Origin of the sequence: Paraburkholderia solisilvae, assembly GCF_902859875.1 — a bacterium.
In the GTDB taxonomy this organism is placed as follows: Bacteria; Pseudomonadota; Gammaproteobacteria; order Burkholderiales; family Burkholderiaceae; genus Paraburkholderia; species Paraburkholderia solisilvae.
Genome location: NZ_CADIKF010000018.1, coordinates 69066 through 88159, shown reverse-complemented (window position 1 = coordinate 88159; position 19094 = coordinate 69066). Strand labels below are relative to the sequence as shown.

The following is a 19094-nucleotide window of genomic DNA, read 5'->3' as shown; positions in this document are numbered from 1 at the left end:
GCGCGTCACTCCTGATGCGTGCGCTGACGCGCATCGTGGCCGGTTGCGTATTCGCACACATCGCCGGTGAGCCACGCAACAAACGCATGTCCGGGCAATTCGCCCGCATCGAGACGATCGCGCGCGCGAGGCGGCGTTTCGAAGATCACCTTGCCCGGCGGCCGGTCGGCCAGCGGCACCGCGTGTTCCGCGAGATTCAGCACGATCGACAAGGTCTCGCCGTCCGTGAGCTTCCAGCGCGCGGCCAACGCGTTCGCTTCGCTGCCGTCGTGCGCGGTGAGCACGGCCGAGCCGAGCGGCTTCGCATGCTTCAGACGCGGCATCAGCAGTTTCGCGCGCACCGCGAGCGCGGACTTGTAGAAGTGCATCCATTCGAGCCGGTCAGGCGACGCATCGCCGTCACCGCGCGGCGACGACGATGCAAGCGTGCGCGGATCGTTCGGGTCGGAAATCTGCGCACGGCGCTGCTCGTCGGCGAACGCGGAAAAGCGCGCGAATTCCCGGCGACGGCCTTCGCGCACCGCATCGGCGAGCTCGCCCGTGTAGTCGGTGAAAAACAGGAATGGTTGCTCGGAGCCGTACTCTTCGTCCATGAATAGCAGCGGAATCTGCGGTGAGAGCAACAACAGGCCGGTCGCGGCGCGCAACGCATCGTCCGGACAGAGCGAGCGCAGCCGTTCGCCCATCGCGCGATTGCCGATCTGATCGTGGTTCTGCAGAAACATCACAAACGAAGTAGGCGGCAGATGGCCGCTCGCTTCGCCGCGCGGTGCGCCGTCGTGAATCGGCGACGGCTCGCCCTGGTACGCAAAACCGCTCGACAGCACGCGCGCAAGCAGGCGGATCGGCTGTTGCGCATACGCGTGGTAGTAGCCCTCGGTTTCGCCGGTCAGCAGCACGTGCAGCGCATTGTGCGCATCGTCGTTCCATTGCGCGTTGAAATGCGTGTCGAGCAGATTCGCGGTGTTGCGCTCGTTTTCGAGCACCAGATGCACATGCCGCCCGTGCTGCACTTTCGCGCGAATATGGTCGGCGACTTCGCGCAGCCACTCGTCGTTGCGGATTGCATGCACGGCATCGAAGCGCAGCCCGTCGAAGCGAAATTCGTTGAGCCAGTACAGCGTGTTGTCGCAGAAGAATTCGCGCACTTCCATCCGGTCGAAGTCGATCGCCGGGCCCCACGGCGTGTGCGAGTCTTCGAGGAAGAACGGCTTGGCATACTGATGCAGGTAATTGCCGTCCGGGCCGAAATGGTTGTAGACCACATCGAGCAGCACCATCAGACCGAGACCGTGCGCGGTATCGATCAGCGCTTTGAGATCGTCGGGGCGGCCGTACGCGGAATCGGGCGCGAACGGCAGCACGCCGTCGTAGCCCCAGTTGCGTTTGCCGGGGAAATCGTTGAGCGGCATCAGTTCGATCGCGGTGACGCCCAGTTCGACGAGCGCCGGAAGCCGTTTCATCACGCCCGCATAGCCGCCGAGCGCACCGACATGCAGTTCGTACAGCACCGCTTCTTCCCACGGCCTGCCATGCCAGTGCGTGTGCTGCCAGTGATACGCGCGCGGATCGATCACTTCGCTCGGCCCGTGCACGTCCTGCGGCTGAAAGCGCGACGCGGGGTCGGGCACCGTCAGCTCGCCGTCGAGCCGATAGCGGTACAGCGTGCCGGGACCGCATTCGGTCTCGAGATCGAACCAGCCGCCGCCGGCATGGGTCATCTGATGCACGCCGTCGCACGCGCCGCCTTCAATCACCAGTTCGATCTTTTTGCACGACGGCGCCCACAGCCGGAAGCGCGTGCGCGGTTTCGCGCCGCGCGCGCCGAGCACCTGCGCGCCGAATGGCAGGCAGTGCGCGTGTTGATGCGCGTGGGGGTCGATTGCTCTGTCGTGCATGATCGTCACCTTTCGTCATGCGGCGCGTCTGACTGCCGCCGCCACTGTTGCCGCTGCGTCGTCGTCTTCGCCGCCGGCCTTCGCCCATGCCCGCCCGCATTCACCCGCACCGCACAGCCCGCATAGTCCATACAGAGTCCACGCATGCGCTGTGCCGCTTTGTTTATCGCGTGAAGCCCGCGCTCGTCTTGCGCGATCAGCCCGGCTTGGGCGACCGCGCGGTCAACAGACGTGCGCCGTGCGATTCACCCGGCGTCCAGTCGGCCTGCCAATCCGCATCGCCGGCCGGCTGCGCCGCGAGCACGACCAACGCATGCGCGGCCACTTCCAGATCGGATGCGGCGAGCGGACGCGGCGCCGCATCCGGGTCCGCCGAGTTGACTAGCACGTGCCATTCCAGATGCGGCGGCGGCGGTGTGAATCGCAACGTGTCGGCTGACGCGTTCAACATCATCAACAATACTTCCGTTTCGCCGGAGCGTCCTGTTCCCGCGCGCCGCAGCGTAAACGCGCGACCTTCGGGGTCCTGCCATGCGTCGATCGACAGCGGCTCGCCGCGTTCGTCGAACCAGCCGACGTCATGAAGTCCCGGCAGCACCTCGCGGTCGCCGACCAGAAAGCGCGTCTCGCGCAACAACGGATGCCGCTTGCGCAACGCGATCATCCGTGTGACGAACGCGGTCATCCGCCGGCCTTGCGGCGAGTCGGCCAGCTCCCAGTCGATCCACGAGATTGCGTTGTCCTGGCAGTACGCGTTGTTGTCGCCCTGTTGCGTGCGGCACGCTTCGTCGCCCGCGAGCAGCATCGGCGTGCCGAGTGCGATAAAAAGCGTGCCGATCATCGAACGTGCGACACGCGCGCGTGTTTCTTCGATGGCGGCAGCCGCGGCGGCCGCATCGCTTGCGGCCCGTTCGCTGACCAGCTGTTCGCCGGATGCGTGTTCGCCGGCCGCCTGCTCGTCTGTTCTGTGCTCGCCGCCGGTTTCCCCGTTCATCGGTTCGCCGTGCACCTGCTCACCGCCGGCATCACCATGCGCATGCTGGCCATTCGTCAACGCGCTGACCGGACCCTCGACGCCCCAGTTCGAGCTGTAGTTTTCGTTATGCCCGTCGTTGTTGTTTTCACCGTTGATTTCGTTGTGCTTGCGCTCGTACGACACCAGATCGGCAAGCGTGAAGCCGTCATGCGACGCGACGAAATTGATCGACGCGGTCGGCTTGCGAAAGCGCCGGTTGAACAGGTCCGCGGAGCCCGTGAGACGCGCGGCGAGATCGGGGCGCAGGCCGGCATCGCCGCGCCAGAAGCGCCGCACGCAATCGCGGAAACGGTCGTTCCATTCGCCGAAGCCGGGCGGATGATTGCCGAGCTGATAGCCGCCCGGCCCGATATCCCACGGTTCGGAAATCAGTTTGCGCTGCGACAGCACCGGGTCCTGGCGGATCGCGTCGAAAAAACCCGAGCCCGGATCGAAGCCCGACGGCTCGCGTCCGAGCGTCACGCCGAGGTCGAAACGGAAGCCGTCGATATTGAACGCGGTCGACCAGTAGCGCAGCGAATCCATCACCATCTGCAGCACGCGCGGATGCGTGAGGTTCACCGTATTGCCGCAGCCGGTGTCGTTGATGTGGTGGCGTTCGTCGCCGGGCACGAGGCGGTAATAGCTCGCGTTGTCGAGACCGCGCCACGATACGGTCGGGCCGGTCTCGTTGCCTTCGCACGTATGGTTGTAGACGACGTCGAGAATCACCTCGATTCCCGCCGCATGCAGTTGGCGCACCGCGATGCGCATCTCGTCGAGCCGGTGCGAGGTCAGATACGACGGCTCCGGCGCGAAGAACGCCGCGGTGTTATAGCCCCAGTAGTTGCGCAAGCCGCGCTCGACGAGAAAACGGTCGTTCAGGAACGCATGCACCGGCAGCAGCTCGACGGCGGTCACGCCGAGCTTCAGCAGATGGTCGATGAATTCCGGGGAAGCCAGCGCCGAAAACGTGCCGCGCTCGGGCGGGCGCAGATCGTTGCGCAGCATCGACGCGCCGCGCACGTGCGTTTCGTAGATCACCGTGTCGCCCCACGGCACATTGGGCCGCTTGTCGTGCGACCAGTCGAACGCTTCGTCGACCACCACGCACTTCGGCATCGCCGGCGCCGAGTCGCGCCGGTCGATCGACAGGTCGAGCCGGTTCGAATGCATGCGGTAACTGAAGAGCGCGTCGGACCAGCGGAACTGGCCGGTCAGCTTGCGCGCATACGGGTCGAGCAGCAGCTTGTGCGGATTGAAGCGATGGCCGTGCTGCGGTTGATACGGCCCGTGCGCGCGAAACGCGTAGACGGTGCCCGGATGCGCATGCGGCAGATACCCGTGCCAGACCTCGTCGGTGCATTCCGGCAGTGCGTAGCGTTTCAGCTCCTTGCGCCCGCTCGGCTCGAACAGGCACAACTCGATGCGTTGCGCGTTGGCGGAAAAGACGGCGAAGTTCACGCCGAGGCCATCCCAGCTCGCTCCAAGCGGATAACACGAGCCCGGCAGCAGCCGGTCGGGCAATACATGCGACATGGTTCCCGTTCCTTGTTCTGGCTTGTGCGTATGCGGGGCATCACCTGCACGGCCGCGCAGCGCCGGCAGTTCAACGGTACAACGCGCGCTGAAATGTGCGATAAAACGCGCAATTCGACGTACGCCGCAATCCGGTCCATCTGGCGCCCGGCGCACATCGCGGCGTATCGCGCGATGGGCCGCTCATGGCGCCACTTGCCGCGCCGCACCGCCGCGCCGTTCAGCCGGGCCGGCTACGTCAATCGGCGCGCAGCACGATTGTCGCTAGCGGCGGCAGGATCAGCGACGCCGATTGCGGCCGGCCGTGGCTCGGCACGTCCTCGGTATGGATCAATCCTCCGTTGCCCAGGTTCGATCCGCCGTACAGCGCGGCATCGGTATTCAGAATCTCGCTCCAGCGGCCGTGGCGCGACATGCCGACGCGATAGTGCTGGCGCGGCACCGGCGTGAGATTGCAGACCGCGACGATTTCCTTGCCCGCGCCGTCCATGCGCCGGTACGCGTACACGCTGTTTTCCGCGTCGTCGCCGATGATCCACTCGAAGCCGCCAGGCTCGCTGTCCATCTGATACAGCGCGGGCTCGCTGCGGTACATGCGGTTCAGGTCGCGCACGAGTTTCTGCACGCCGTGATGCATCTCGTCGTCGAGCAGATGCCAGTGCGGCGAACCGTCGTGATCGAACTCGGCGAACTGCCCGAACTCGCCACCCATGAACATCAGCTTCTTGCCCGGATGCGTCCACATAAAGCCGAAGTACGCGCGCAGGTTTGCGAAGCGCTGCCAGCGGTCGCCCGGCATCTTGCCGATCAGCGACCCCTTGCCGTGCACCACTTCGTCGTGCGAAAGCGGCAGCACGAAGCGCTCCGAATACGCGTACACCATGCCGAACGTCATGTTGTGGTGATGCCAGCGGCGATGCACCGGGTCTTCCTGCATGTAGTGCAGCGTGTCGTGCATCCAGCCCATGTTCCACTTGAACTGGAAGCCGAGGCCGCCGCTGTCGACCGGCGCGGTCACGCCCGGCCACGCGGTCGATTCCTCGGCGATGGTGATCACGCCATGCACGCCCGGCATATGCTGAACTTCGTGATTCAGCCGTTTCAGGAACGCGATCGCCTCGAGATTCTCGCGGCCGCCGTAGATATTCGGCACCCATTCGCCGGCCGCGCGCGAATAGTCGCGATACAGCATCGAGGCGACCGCGTCGACGCGCAATGCATCGACGTGATAGCGCATCAGCCACGCGAGCGCCGACGCGACGAGGAACGCGCTGACCTCGTTGCGGCCGAGGTTGTAGATCATCGTGTTCCAGTCCTGGTGATAGCCTTCGCGCGGGTCCGCGTGCTCGTAGAGCGGCGTGCCGTCGAATTGCACGAGGCCGTGCGCATCGTTCGGAAAATGCGCGGGCACCCAGTCCAGAATCACGCCGAGTCCCGCCTCATGCGCGCGGTTCACGAAGCCGGCGAACTGCTCGGGTGCGCCGAAGCGCGCGGACGGCGCGAACTGCGCGAGCGGCTGGTAGCCCCACGAACCGCCGAACGGATGCTCGGCAATCGGCATGAACTCGATATGCGTGAAGCCCATTTCCTTCGCGTAAGGAATCAGCCGGTCCGCGAGTTCGGACCAGTCGAGGCCGCGATGTCCTTCTTCGGCAATGCGCAACCACGACTCCGCATGCACTTCGTAGATCGAAACCGGTGCGCGAGGCGTTTGCTGGTTGCCGCGCGACTCCATCCATTCGCGATCGGTCCACGGGAACCGTTCGATCTCGTCGACGTGCGCGACAACCGACGCGGTGGCCGGCGGCCGTTCGGTCTGCATCGCGCACGGGTCGGCTTTGAGCGGCAGCGGATGCCCGTCGCGCGTGAGCATTTCGTACTTGTAGCGTGTGCCGGCGCCAATTTGCGGTACGAACAGTTCCCAGACGCCCGCCTGATGGCGCAAGCGCATCGGATGGCGGCGCCCGTCCCACGCGTTGAAGTCGCCGACGACGGACACGCGCCGCGCATTCGGCGCCCACACCGCGAAGCGCACGCCCGGCACGCCGTCGAACACGATGGGCCGCGAGCCGAGGCATTCGAGCACCGCATACGGGTCGCCCCAGGCGACGCGCTGCAACGGTTCGTCGCCGAGCACCGGGCCGAACGAGTAGGGGTCTTCGATCTCCTGCACCGGGCCGTGCCAGTCGATGCGCAACCGGTACGGAACCGCTTCGTTCACCGGCCCGGCAAACAGGCCGCCGGGATGTATCAGTTGCAGTTCGCCGAGCAGGCGCGCGTTGTCGCGCGCGACCACGCTGACGCGCGCCGCGTTCGGCAGCATCGCGCGCACGACCGGGCCGGCGTCGGTGTGTTGCATGCCGAGTTGCGAGAACGGATCCGGATGGCGCGCATCGACGAGCGCATCGAGATCGAGCGGATGCAATCCCGCCATCGCATGTTCGGCTGCATGATGGACGTTGCTTTGCTCACTCATAATCGCCCTCTGCGGCGTTCGGCGGCAGCGTGCCGTCCGGGGTTGGGTGGTGTATGAGCCCGCCGGGTGGCGTGCCCGTGTCGCCGAGCAGGCGGCTCGTGAGCGCGGCCAGTCCGCGCACCGGCAGGCCGAGCCATGACGGCCGGTTTGCCGCTTCGTAGCGGATCTCGTACGCGGCCTTTTCGATCAGGAACAGATCGAGCAGCGCCTGTTCATCGGCGGGCGCGACGAGCGGCTGCGGCGCCTGTTCGGTCGCCGCGCGGTACTCGGCGAGGAACGCTTCGGCTGCATGCGTGCGGAAGCGGTCGAAGTAAGCGCGCTTGCGATCGGCGGTGGCTTGCGGCGCGGCCTCGGTGGTCGATTGCGCAGCGGCGCTCGCATACGACAGCGAGCGCAGCAGCCCCGCGACGTCGCGCAACGGGCTCGACTTCGCGCGACGTTCCTCGAGCTCGCGCGCGGGCTCGCCTTCGAAGTCGATCAGGAACGCGTCGCCTTGCGCGACCAATACCTGGCCCAGATGGAAATCGCCGTGGATGCGCGTGCACAACGCGCTCGCGCCGGGCTGCACGAGATTGGCGACGGCTTCGACGAGCCGTTCGCGCCGGTCGAGAATGCTGCGTGCGAGCAGCAAGGTGTCGTCGGACATACGGTCGACGCTCTTGTCGAGCAGCTCGAGCGCGCCTGCCAGCATCGCTTGCGTGCCGTCGATCCACGCGCGCACCTGTTCGGCGCTCGCGTGTTCCGGCGCGAACGCGGCATCGTCCGACGGCGCCGCCAGCACCACATGCAGCTCGCCGAGCCGTTTGCCGATCACACCGATAAACGACGCGTATCCGTCGAAGGCTTCCTCTTCGTTGATGCGATCCTGGGTCGGCTCGCCGTCGGTCGCGAGCGCGAGCTCGTCGATCGTGCGGCGCAGATAATCGAGCGCCCAGTTCCACGCATCGCCCTGGTTGTCGACGAAGCCTTGCAGAATAGACAGCGTGTGCGGGATGCCCTGCGGATCGACGCGCACGACTTCGCCGTACAGCGGCGCGGTGTTCGCATAGCCGCACTGCGTCAGATAGCGGGTCATTTCCGCTTCCGGATGCACGCCGTTCATCAGGCGCCGCACCAGCTTCAGCACGATCGTGTCGGCTATCACGAGCGAGCTGTTGCTCTGCTCGGCCGCGAGCCAGCGTATCTCGGGCGCGTCGCCGAGTTCGAGTTCGGCAAAGCGCCCGGTCGGAATAAAGTGGATCTCGCTCTTCTGCACGGTCGGCACCACCGCGCGCTCGCGCAGCTTGCGCAGAATGCCGTACGCGAATTGCGGCAGCGCGAACGCGTCGGTCAGGTGGCCGATATTGCGCGCGCGCCGCACGCGCGCGAGCGCGAGCTGCATGAATAGCGGCGTGGTCGTGTCGGCGCCCCAGGTAATCGCAAGCGGCAGCACGTAACGTTCGGTGTGGTGGCCGACATCCGCTTCGATTTCGGTGAATGCGAAGCCGGCTTCCGGAATCGTCGTCAGCGCGGCGAGGCGCACCGCGTTCAGCTTCTGATCCTTCGACGCGAACCAGCGCCGCCGCACGAGCCACGACGGCAGCACTTCGGATTCGAGCAGCCGCACGTTTTCGGGCGTCGGCCCCGCCTGTCCTTCGCGGATCACGATCGTGACGAAATCGGGCAGCGCTTCGGATGGCGCCTGGCTCCAGGTCGGCCGCTGGTTGCTCGAGCACAGCAGGAACCACAGGAAGCCATACGGCGGGAAGGTCAGCAGATAGCTCAGTTGGCCGATCGCCGGGAACACCGAATCGGACGTCATCTCGACCGGCACCGTGCCCGCGAATTCGGACAGATCGAGTTCGACCGCCTGCGGCGCGCGCGACAGATTCGCGACGCAGAGAATGGCCGGCTCATTCGGCATTTCGCGCAGGTACGCGAGAATCTTGCGGTTGCTCGGCTTCAGGAAACGGATCGTGCCGCGGCCGAACGCATGCTTCGAGCGGCGCGTGGCGAGCATGCGGCGCGTCCAGTTCAGCAGCGAATGCGGGTCGCGGCTTTGCGCTTCGACGTTTACCGCGTCGAAGCCGTAGAGCGAGCCCATGACCGGCGGCAGCACGAGCTGTTCGGGGTCCGCGCGCGAGAAGCCGCCGTTGCGGTCCGACGACCATTGCATCGGCGTGCGCACGCCGTCGCGGTCGCCGAGGTGGATGTTGTCGCCCATGCCGAGCTCGTCGCCGTAGTAGATGACCGGTGTGCCCGGCATCGACAGCAGCAGCGAATTGATCAGCTCGATACGGCGGCGGTCGCGTTCCATCAGCGGCGCGAGGCGCCGGCGAATGCCGAGGTTCAGACGCGCGCGCCGATCGCTCGCGTAGGTGTTCCACAGATAATCGCGCTCGGAGTCGGTCACCATCTCGAGCGTCAGTTCATCGTGGTTGCGCAGGAAGATCGCCCACTGGCATAACGGCGCGAGATCCGGCGTTTGCTTCATGATGTCGGTGATCGGAAAGCGGTCCTCGCTCGCAATCGCCATATAGATGCGCGGCATCAGCGGGAAGTGGAATGCCATATGGCATTCGTCCTCGTTGCCGAAATATTCCTGCACGTCTTCCGGCCACTGGTTCGCTTCGGCGAGCAGCATCCGGTTCGGGTACTCGGCGTCGATGGTCGCGCGAATCTTCTTCAGGATTGCGTGCGTTTCCGGCAAGTTCTCGTTGTTCGTGCCTTCGCGCTCGACGAGGTACGGCACCGCATCGAGCCGCAGCCCGTCGATGCCCATATCGAGCCAGAAACGCATCACCTGCAGCACTTCGCGCAGCACCGCGGGGTTGTCGAAGTTCAGATCCGGCTGGTGCGAATAGAAGCGGTGCCAGTAGTACGCGCCCGCGACCGGGTCGTGCGTCCAGTTCGACGGCTCGGTGTCGATAAAGATGATGCGCGTGCCGGTGTACTTCTGGTCCGTATCGGACCACACGTAGTAGTTGCGATGGTTCGAACCGGGCTTCGCGCGCCGCGCGCGCTGAAACCACGGGTGTTGGTCCGACGTATGGTTGATCACGAGCTCGGTGATCACGCGGATGCCGCGCGCGTGTGCTTCCTGGATAAAGCGCTTCACGTCGCCGAGCGTGCCGTAGTCCGGATGCACGTTGCGATAGTCGGCGATGTCGTAGCCGTCGTCGCGGCGTGGCGACGGATAGAACGGCAGCAGCCAGATCGCATCGACGCCGAGCTCCGCGATGTAGTCGAGCTTGGCGAGCAGGCCGGGGAAATCGCCGATGCCGTCGTTATTCCCATCGAAGAAAGACTTGATGTGAACCTGGTAGATGATCGCGTCCTTGTACCACAGCGGATCGTCCGACAGCATCGACATCTTGCGTCGCCGGGCGGGCCGCTCCGTGACCGGCTCTTCGACGGTCGGGTCGGCGATGGTCGCCTGGACGGCGTTATCGGAAGGATCGTCACGCTTCATGTCGCACCTTCATTCTGAGAGTGGGTCGGCAAGTCCGTTGCCGGCTGTCGCTGGTTCGGTATCCGGTATCGCTTCGCGCGGCAGGCCGCCCGCGGGCTCGATGCGCCAGATCGCGAAAGGCCGCGTGTTCGGGTCGAGCCGCACGTGATGCCAGCGGCCGTGCCATTGAAAGCGCTCGCCGTTCATCTGGTCGACTACGTCGAGCGTCGCGTGGTCATGCAACTGCCAGCGATTGAACGTCGTCCACGAGAGTTCGATATCCGCGCCCTGTTCGTTGAACGGATCGAGATTGATCGCGACGACGATCACGTTGTCGCGCGCGTCGGTCGCCTTCTCGAAGAACAGGATGTGGTCGTTGTGCGCGGGCAGGAACGTGAGGCCGAGATGCGTATGCAGGGCCGGGTTCGCGCGGCGAATCCGGTTCAATGCGCTGATCTCGCCGACGATATTGCCGGGCCGGTTCCAGTCCCATGCACGTAGCTGATACTTTTCCGAATCGAGATATTCCTCGCTGTTCGGCAACGCGGCCGCTTCGCATAGCTCGAAGCCGCTATACACGCCCCACAAACCGGACAGCGTGGCCGCCAGCGCCGCGCGGATCACGAAGCCCGCGCGGCCCGACCATTGCAGATGGCGCGGATTGATGTCCGGCGTGTTGACGAAGAAATTCGGCCGGAAGTATTCGCGCAGATTTGTCTGCGTGAGTTCGGTCAGATATTCGGTGAAGTCGCGCTTCGACTCGCGCCACGTGAAGTACGTATACGACTGCGAGAAGCCGACCTTCGCAAGGCGCGCCATCACGCGCGGCCGCGTGAACGCTTCCGACAGAAAGATCACATCCGGGTGGCGCGCGCGCACATCGGCGATCATCCATTCCCAGAACGGCAGCGGCTTCGTATGCGGATTGTCGACGCGGAATATGCGTACGCCGGCGTTGACCCAGAACAGGATCACGTCGCGCAGCGCGATCCACAAATCCGGCTTCGCATCGCGCGCATAGAAGTCGGGGTTCACGATATCCTGGTACTTCTTCGGCGGGTTTTCCGCATAGCGCAGCGTGCCGTCCGGACGCCATGCGAACCACGTCGGGTGTTCCTTCAGCCACGGGTGATCGGGCGAGCATTGAATCGCGAAGTCGAGCGCGATCTCGAGGCCGTGCTCGTGCGCGGCGGCGAGCATGCGGCGGAAGTCGTCGAGCGTGCCGAGCTGCGGATGCACGCCGGTATGGCCGCCGGCTTCGCTGCCGATCGCGTAAGGGCTGCCGACGTCGTCCTCGTTGGCCGTCAGCGTGTTGTTGCGGCCCTTGCGGTTCGCCTTGCCGATCGGGTGGATCGGCGGAAAGTACAGCACGTCGAAGCCCATCTCGCGGATGCGCGGCAGTTTGCCGATCACGTCGTCGAAGGTGCCGTGGCGGTGCGCGTCGTCGCTCATCGAACGCGGGAAGATCTCGTACCAGCTCGCGAAGCGCGCGGCCGTGCGCTCGGCGTCGATCCGGTAGACCGTGCGGTCGCGCGACAGCGACGGCCGATGGCGCGCGGCCGCGACCGCCTGCGCGGTCGACGGCGCGAGCACGATGCGCAGGCGCTCCGCGGTATCGGCCTTGGTGAATGTCTTGACGACCGCTTCGAGCGGCTTCGGGTCCGCGCCGTCACCGGCCGTTTCGATTTCGGCAAGCACCAGCGCGAACAGGTGTTTCGCTTCATCGAGCTCGAGATCGACCGGCTGGTCCGCATTCAGCTTCTTCTGCAGATGATCGACGAGCGACGCGAAGTCGTCGCGCCACGCGATCACCGTGAATTCATGACGGCCGACGCGTTCGAGCGGAATGCGCGCCTCCCACAAGTCGTTGCCGGCCGGTTGTACGGGCGTCATCGCAGCTTCGTGCCACGCGGTTTCGTCCGCGGCGCGCCAGACCACGGCGGCGGCGATCTTGTCGTGTCCTTCCGCGAAGATCGCGGCGCTGACCGGCACGCGTTCGCCGACCACGCGCTTCGCCGGAAATTGCCCGTGATCGACCGACGGCGTCACGCTTTCGATCGCGACGCGTGGCGCGGCAATCGCATCGAGCACGGTCTTGTGTGCGGACGTCTTGCTGGTGCGCTTGTCGGCCGGCGGCGCGAGCTGCACCTTCTTGTCGGGCACCGCGCCAAGCAGCTTGAAGCCGGCGGGCGCGAGTGCAAAGGCCTTGAGCGGGGCGGGCTCGATACGCCCGACGCCGCCGAGCGGCGCGAAGCGCGTGAAGCTGCCGGGCACGCCGTCGAGGAAGCGCGCGGGTTCGCCATACACGGGTACGCTCAACTCCGGGTTGAAGGCTGCCAGCACCGCTTCGTTCGCGTCGCGCAGGTCGCGCTGGTCGCCGCGCAGCAGCACCGCGAGCGGCGCATTCGGGCCGCTCAGCATGCGCAGCTCGCCGGCGGTGCGCAGCGTCCAGGTGTCGCGTTGCAACGCGTTCGCGTACTTGACGCGCTCGCTCAGATCGAAGCGCCGCGCGCGGCACTGCTCGGCGAATGCGCGCGGATCGCCGTGCAGATACGACATCGGTTCCGCGACGCCGTATTCGAAGCCCATCGGCATCAGCCAGCCGGTGCCGATCGCGGCGGCCGCGGCGAGCCCGCGCCGGTAGACGCGCTCGACGATCGTCGCGTCGTGCGTATCGGCAACGTCGTGCACGAGACGCGTGCCGTACGGCGCCTCCGGAAACGCGATCGGCGCGCCGATGCGCAGCAGCGTTTCATGTTCGTCGAGCATCCATGGGGAGCGGAAGTCCCACCAGCGCGACGACGAAAACACGCTATCGAAGCCGGCGCTTTCGAGGCTCATCACATCGGCGCGCTCGAGGCCCGGCGTCGCCGCCAGAAACTGCACCGGCGGATGCTGCGCGCGCACCGCGGCGCGCAGGCGCCGCCACGCGGACGCCGGCACGCGGTGCGGCGAATCGAAGCGGAACCCGCCGATGCCGGCTTCGGCAAGCGCATGCAGCACCTGCGCCCACCAGTCGATCAGTTCGGTCGCGGCAGCGCCGCCGTAGTTCGCGTACGCAACGTTGTCTTCGTGTCGGGCGTGACGCGGATCGAGCCGCGCTTCCTCGGGCTCGAACGGATGAAACCAGTCGCGATGCGCATTGAACAGCGCGCCGTCGGCCGCGACGCGGTCGATCACCAGATCGACCAGCAGCGTGAGACCGTACTGGCTCGCGGTTTCGGTGAGGTCGTGCAGCACGTCGGCCGCGTTGTCGCTCGCGCCGAATACCGGATGCAGCTGTGCGTGATCGCTGACGATCTGCGTGTGGCCGGCCGCGCCCGGCCGGAACAGCGCGCCGATCAGCACATGGTCGAAGCCGAGCGCGGCTGCGTGCTCGAATTGCGCGGACCATGCGTCGACAGGTCCGACCAGCAGGGAATGAACAAAGTAGATCCGCGGCGCATACGCGTGGGGAGCATCCATCGATCGTTTCCAGATTCGTCCTGCCGCGGCGTGGATGCACGGTGCGCGCGATCACGGCCGCTCATTAGGCTGTCAGAGCCGGATGCCGCGCGATGCCAGAGCGACGGCGCCTGTGCCTGGCATGGCGGGCACTGCTACTTCCCATTGTCACTATGTCTCGTCCGACTGACTACTCGTCACAATTTAGTGCATGGATCGACAGGCCGCCTGGCGGATTCGCAACGCCGCTTGCAGCGGAGCACGGTGCGGCGTTTCTCGCAGACGCGACGCCGGACCCGGGCATCCGAAAAACGAGGGATCCTGACCACGTCGGACCCGATGACAAGGGCACGCGAGTGGGGAGCAAGCGGTATGCCAATCGGGCGATGCGGTGCGTGTCGCACGAAGGGAAGCGTGACTGGCGCGGCAGCCGCGCCGGCTTCGGTACAGGATGGGACGCGCGGCGGCGGCGGCGGGGAGGCCGCCGGCGTGTAAATCGGGAGAGCCGGTGGCCGACTCTTACATCATGCGCGACATGCGTGAGGGCGGCATGCGTGACGAAGACAGGCGCGAGGCAGACGTGCGTCGGCGACCTGCGCGCCTTGCTTACGATCCGAGCAGGCCGGCCGCCATATTGATGCACAGGCCGAGCACCGCGACGTTGAAATAGAACGACAAAACCGATTGGGCGAGCGCCGCGCGGCGAATCGGGCGCGATCTCAGTTCGACATCGGACGTCTGCGACGCGACGGCGATCGTAAACGAGAAATAGAGGAAGTCCCAGTAGTTCGGATCGAGCTTGTGATCCGGGAAGTGCAGCGCGGTTTCTTTGGTCGTGCCGCTGAAGTAAAGACGCGCGTAATGTAGCGTGAAGATTGTCGGAATCAGGAACCACGCGCCGATCAGCGTGAGCCCGGTCAGCACATAATGCGACAGGCCGGGCGCCACGTTCGCGCCGCCGCTGCCTTTCGCGGTCGCGAGTTCGAGCACGATGGCGCCGATGCTCGCCACCGTCGCGAGGCAGATGATGAACAGCACGAAGACCGCGTTTTCGTCCTCGCGCACCGCGAGATCGCGGACCTGATCGTGGTCCGCGCGCGCCATGTGAAGCCAGATCAGCACGAGATAGATCCAGACGGCCGCGTCCCAGCCGATCAGCGCGCGCACCGTCGGCCGGACCGGCGATGGCAGGAGCAGCAGCGCGATCAGCAGGCCGGCGACGGCGCCGGCCACCATGCGCGGCCGGTTGCGGAGGACTTGCGGGTAGAGATTCATCATGGCGGGTGGGTGGTGGGTGGAGTTCGTGGTTGCGGGGCGCGTCGTGTGATTGGGTTGGGTTCGTGCGACGCGCTTCGCGGCCGATTGTCGAACGGCCGCGCGGACGTTATATTTTCCGGCACAGTTTCACGCACTCCGCTTGCGGGAGCCTTTCAGGCGAAGCGCTCACGTGACGGCGGCAAAATCGGAGACCGCACGAAAGCGGCGCATAGACCACGCATTGCAGGTATTGGGGCAGACGGCCCGAGCGTCCACGCGCAGTCCAGGTCGGACGTTGCGCGACGCGGGCCGGAACACGAACACGATCTGGAGGCCCCATGTCAGATGCCAATACGCGGCACACGCGTGTGCCGCCGCCGCGTGCGGCGCACAGCGTGCGGTCCGCGAGCCGGCGCGTATGGCTCGCCGGCGTTGGCGCATCCGCTGCCGCGCTCGCGGCAGGCGCCGCGCTCAGCGGCTTGAGCGGAGCCGGCGCGGTGTCACCCGCGTATGCGGACGCGCCGCCGCCCAGCGCCGGCCTCGACGCCTTTCTCGCGCTATCGCGGAAGCTGACCGGCCGCACGAATCTCGACCCGGTGCTCGCGAAGCGCGTGTATGCGGCGCTGTCAAAAATGGACAGCCAGGCGGACAACCTGTTCGCCCAGAACGTCGCAACGCTCAACAGCTGGTTGCAGACGCACGGCGGCGTGCCGTCCGATACCGTGATCGCCGCATTGCAGCCCGACATGCCCGCACTGGCGAAAACCGCGAGCGCGATTGTGCGTGCATGGTACCTCGGCCTCGTGGGCGACCCGCCGCGGGTGCAGGTGATCGCCTATGAAAACGCGCTGATGTTCGATCCGGTGAAGGACGTGCTGACGGTCCCGTCATATTGCCGCGACGTGCCATTGTACTGGGCGCAGAAACCGACCAATGCGTGAGTCCGCCGACATCGTGGTGGTCGGCTCGGGCGTGGCGGGCAGCCTGATTGCGCATCAACTGGCGCTGGCCGGCGCGTCGGTGCTGCTGCTCGAGGCCGGGCCGCGTCTGCCGCGCTGGCAGATTGTCGAGAACTTCCGTAACTCGCCCGCCAAAGCCGATTTTTCGGCGCCTTATCCGTCCACGCCGTATGCGCCGCATCCGCAGTCCGCGCCGGCGAACCCGTATCTGATCCAGAAGGGCGACGCCCCGTACGATGCGCAGTATCTGCGTCTGGTCGGCGGCACCACGTGGCATTGGGCCGCGTCGGCATGGCGGCTGTTGCCGCAGGACTTCCGGTTGAAAACACGCTACGGCGTCGGCCGCGACTGGCCGTATCCGTACGAGGTGCTCGAGCCGTGGTACGGCGCGGCGGAAGACGCGCTCGGCGTGTCCGGCCCGGATGCGTCCGTCGACCTCGGTTCGCCGCGCTCGAGGCCGTATCCGATGCGTGCGCTGCCGCTTTCATATATGGACCAGCGTTTTAGCGACGTGCTCAACGCGAACGGCTTTCAGGTCGTGCCCGAGCCGGTCGCGCGCAACAGCCGGGTCTACGACGGACGGCCGACCTGCTGCGGCAACAACAGCTGTATGCCGATCTGCCCGATCGCCGCGATGTACAACGGTATCGTGCATGTGGAAAAAGCGGAGCAGGCGGGCGCGGTGCTGCGTGCGCAAGCAGTCGTCTATCGAATCGAGGCCGATAACAAAGGGCTGATCACCGCGGTGCATTACAAGGATCCGAACGGCAACAGCACGCGCGTGACCGGCAAGCTGTTCGTGCTCGCGGCGAACGGCATCGAAACGCCGAAGCTGATGCTGATCTCGACATCCGACGCTTTTCCGCGCGGCATCGGCAACCGGTCCGATCAGGTCGGCCGCAATCTGATGGGCCATCCGGGCACCGGTGTCACGTTTCTCGCGAACGAATCGCTCTGGCCTGGACGTGGGCCGATGGAAATGACGTCGGTGGTCAATTTCCGTGACGGTGCGTTCCGCGCGCAATATGCGGCGAAAAAACTACAGGTGTCGAATGCGACGCCGACACTCGCCATTACCTCGGCGCTGCTCGCGAGCGGTTTGACGGGCGCCGAGATCGACCGCCAGATTCGCGACCGCGCCGCGCGGCTCGTGACGATCAGCAGCTATCACGAGACCTTGCCCGATCCGCAAAACCGGATTGTGCCGTCGGCGGAACACAAGGACGCGCTCGGCATCGCGCGCCCGGAAATCTATTACTCGATCGGTGACTACGTGAAGCAGAGCGCAGCAGATACGCACGCGCAGTATGCGCAGATTGCCGTGCTGTTCGGCGGCACCGAAGTCGCTTTCGACGATACCTTCGCACCGAACCCTCACCTGATGGGCACGACCATCATGGGCCGCGATGCCGCCGATTCCGTGGTCGATGCGGATTGCCGCGCGCACGATCATGCGAATCTGTTTATTGCGGGCGGCAGCGTGATGCCGAGCGCCGGCGCGGTGAATTGCACGCTGACGATTGCCGCGATGTCGCTGAAGCTGGCCGACAAGCTGAAGCGGGAAATCTGAAACCGCCCACGGAGACTTTTCGACAATGACGGATTCGACGTCACACGGGCGGCCGGCTGGTGCGGGCAATCTTTTGCGTGAACAACGGATCGCACGACAGCGGCAGTTCCGGCGCCATGCGCAGCGGCGCCGGGTGGTCAGCATCGCGACGCTGGCCGCCGCGTTCTCGTTGTTCGCGCTGTATATCGCGTGGCTCGAAGCGCACGGCACGAGCAGCGCGCACGGCGACGAATCGCCGCTCGCCGCGGCGGTCGCGCGCGGTCCTGAAGCGGCGAACGGCGCGGACAGTGTGGAGCTCGTGAAGCGCGGCGAGTACCTCGCGCGCGCGGGCGGCTGCATCACCTGTCACACATCCGACAAAAGCCGGCCATTTGCCGGCGGCGTCGCGATCGGCACGCCGATTGGCACCATCTATACGCCGAATATCACGCCCGACCCCGACACCGGTATCGGTCAATGGGGCGATGCGGACTTCCTGCGCGCGATGCATGAAGGCATCGGCAAAGCGGGCGAGCGGCTTTATCCGGTGTTTCCGTATCCGTCGTACACGAAGGTATTGGATCGCGATGTACTGGCGATTCGCGCGTACCTGAATACGGTCACACCGGTTCACTACACGCCGCCTGCCAACGAGTTGACGTTTCCGTTCAATCAACGCTGGCTGATGGTCATCTGGAATCTGTTCAACTTCGATGAGGGACGCTATGTGCCCGATCCGAAACAGAGCGCCGAATGGAATCGCGGTGCGTATCTGGTCGAAGGGCTCGCGCATTGCGGCGAGTGCCACACGCCGCGCAACGTCATGCAAGGTCTGAACGCGCACGATCGTTTCTCGGGCGCGCGGCAGGCGGGCTGGCACGCGTTCAACATCACACCGGACAAGATCAGCGGAATCGGCGACTGGAGCGCCGCCGACCTCGTCGCCTACCTTGCGACCGGTGTCGCGCCGCGACGTGCGAGTGCGGCGGGGCCGATGGCGCAGGTAGTGGAAGACAGCACGCAATATCTGTCCGGCGAAGACCTGCGCTCGATCGCCGGTTATCTGCGCGCGCTGCCGCCGGTGCGTGGCGGTGTGGGCGGCGATATGAGCGCGGCGCGCGACTCGCACGGCGCGCCGGCCGCGGACGTCACGGCGCTGCGCGGCATGGCGACGACAGGCGTCAACGGTGCGCAACTGTTTATTGCGAACTGCGCGTCGTGCCACGGATGGACCGGCGAAGGTATCGGCGCAGGCGCGCCGGGCGGATACCCGTCATTGATTCACAACAGCGTTGCCGGCGCGGCCGATCCGGCCAATCTGGCGATGGTGATCCTGCATGGTGTCAGCCGTAAGACACAGCAGGCGGAGGTGCTGATGCCGTCATTCAGCAGTCAACTGACTGACGATCAGATTGCAGCGCTTGCCCGTTACGTGATGACGCAATTCGGGAATCCTCACTCGTCGCTGACAGCAGCGCAAGTTGCGCAATTGCGCGCACTGCAACCGTAACCGGCGTGAGACCAGGT

At 65.7% G+C, this 19094-nt stretch carries 9 protein-coding genes; 3 read left to right on the top strand and 6 right to left on the bottom strand.

The genetic code is table 11. The annotated features are described in order from the left end of the window. Nucleotides 1-5: 5 nt before the first annotated feature. From treZ to HV675_RS13360, 6 genes are all read right to left on the bottom strand, one after another. A complete protein-coding gene (gene treZ / locus HV675_RS13390) occupies nt 6-1898 on the bottom strand; it encodes a malto-oligosyltrehalose trehalohydrolase (protein ID WP_175111395.1) in 1893 nt (630 codons plus the stop codon). Nucleotides 1899-2094: 196 nt separating this feature from the next. Beyond that, nucleotides 2095-4452, bottom strand: a complete 2358-nt coding sequence (glgX, locus tag HV675_RS32455; protein WP_246270235.1) for a glycogen debranching protein GlgX — start codon at nt 4450-4452, stop codon at nt 2095-2097. A 238-nt stretch (nt 4453-4690) separates the two neighbouring features. Next, nucleotides 4691-6928: a 1,4-alpha-glucan branching protein GlgB gene (gene glgB / locus HV675_RS13375; RefSeq protein ID WP_175111394.1), complete on the bottom strand. Its 2238-nt coding sequence runs from the start codon at nt 6926-6928 to the stop codon at nt 4691-4693. Continuing rightward, on the bottom strand, nt 6921-10379 hold the full coding sequence (gene treS, locus HV675_RS13370; RefSeq protein WP_175111393.1) for a maltose alpha-D-glucosyltransferase: 3459 nt from the start codon (nt 10377-10379) through the stop codon (nt 6921-6923). Before treS ends, glgB begins: the two co-directional genes overlap by 8 nt. Nucleotides 10380-10388: 9 nt before the next feature. Further along, a complete protein-coding gene (locus HV675_RS13365; protein ID WP_175111392.1) occupies nt 10389-13823 on the bottom strand; it encodes an alpha-1,4-glucan--maltose-1-phosphate maltosyltransferase in 3435 nt (1144 codons plus the stop codon). Between the two features lie 585 nt (nt 13824-14408). Next, complete coding sequence (locus HV675_RS13360; protein WP_175111427.1) at nt 14409-15077, bottom strand: DUF1345 domain-containing protein; 669 nt, start codon at nt 15075-15077, stop codon at nt 14409-14411. 320 nt (nt 15078-15397) lie between these two features. On the opposite strand from HV675_RS13360, the gene HV675_RS13355 reads away from it, so the two are divergent. The 3 genes from HV675_RS13355 to HV675_RS13345 are packed head-to-tail and all read left to right on the top strand — an operon-like array spanning nt 15398 to nt 19077. Further along, nucleotides 15398-16000, top strand: coding sequence for a sugar dehydrogenase complex small subunit (locus tag HV675_RS13355; RefSeq protein WP_175111391.1), 603 nt, complete (start codon nt 15398-15400; stop codon nt 15998-16000). Beyond that, a complete protein-coding gene (locus HV675_RS13350; protein ID WP_175111390.1) occupies nt 15993-17588 on the top strand; it encodes a GMC family oxidoreductase in 1596 nt (531 codons plus the stop codon). The genes HV675_RS13355 and HV675_RS13350 overlap by 8 nt, the downstream gene beginning before the upstream one ends. A 25-nt stretch (nt 17589-17613) precedes the next feature. Then, nucleotides 17614-19077 (top strand): c-type cytochrome, encoded by a 1464-nt coding sequence (locus HV675_RS13345; RefSeq protein WP_175111389.1) that lies wholly within the window; start codon nt 17614-17616, stop codon nt 19075-19077. Nucleotides 19078-19094 lie beyond the last annotated feature (17 nt).

What these genes read in the sequence shown, in the direction of transcription:
- glgX (WP_246270235.1), bottom strand. Translation starts at nt 4,452, where the DNA reads ATGTCGCATGTATTGCCCGACCGGCTGCTGCCGGGCTCGTGTTATCCG.
- HV675_RS13355 (WP_175111391.1), top strand. Translation starts at nt 15,398, where the DNA reads ATGTCAGATGCCAATACGCGGCACACGCGTGTGCCGCCGCCGCGTGCG.
- treZ (WP_175111395.1), bottom strand. Translation starts at nt 1,898, where the DNA reads ATGCACGACAGAGCAATCGACCCCCACGCGCATCAACACGCGCACTGC.
- treS (WP_175111393.1), bottom strand. Translation starts at nt 10,379, where the DNA reads ATGAAGCGTGACGATCCTTCCGATAACGCCGTCCAGGCGACCATCGCC.
- HV675_RS13345 (WP_175111389.1), top strand. Translation starts at nt 17,614, where the DNA reads ATGACGGATTCGACGTCACACGGGCGGCCGGCTGGTGCGGGCAATCTT.
- HV675_RS13365 (WP_175111392.1), bottom strand. Translation starts at nt 13,823, where the DNA reads ATGGATGCTCCCCACGCGTATGCGCCGCGGATCTACTTTGTTCATTCC.
- HV675_RS13350 (WP_175111390.1), top strand. Translation starts at nt 15,993, where the DNA reads ATGCGTGAGTCCGCCGACATCGTGGTGGTCGGCTCGGGCGTGGCGGGC.
- glgB (WP_175111394.1), bottom strand. Translation starts at nt 6,928, where the DNA reads ATGAGTGAGCAAAGCAACGTCCATCATGCAGCCGAACATGCGATGGCG.
- HV675_RS13360 (WP_175111427.1), bottom strand. Translation starts at nt 15,077, where the DNA reads ATGAATCTCTACCCGCAAGTCCTCCGCAACCGGCCGCGCATGGTGGCC.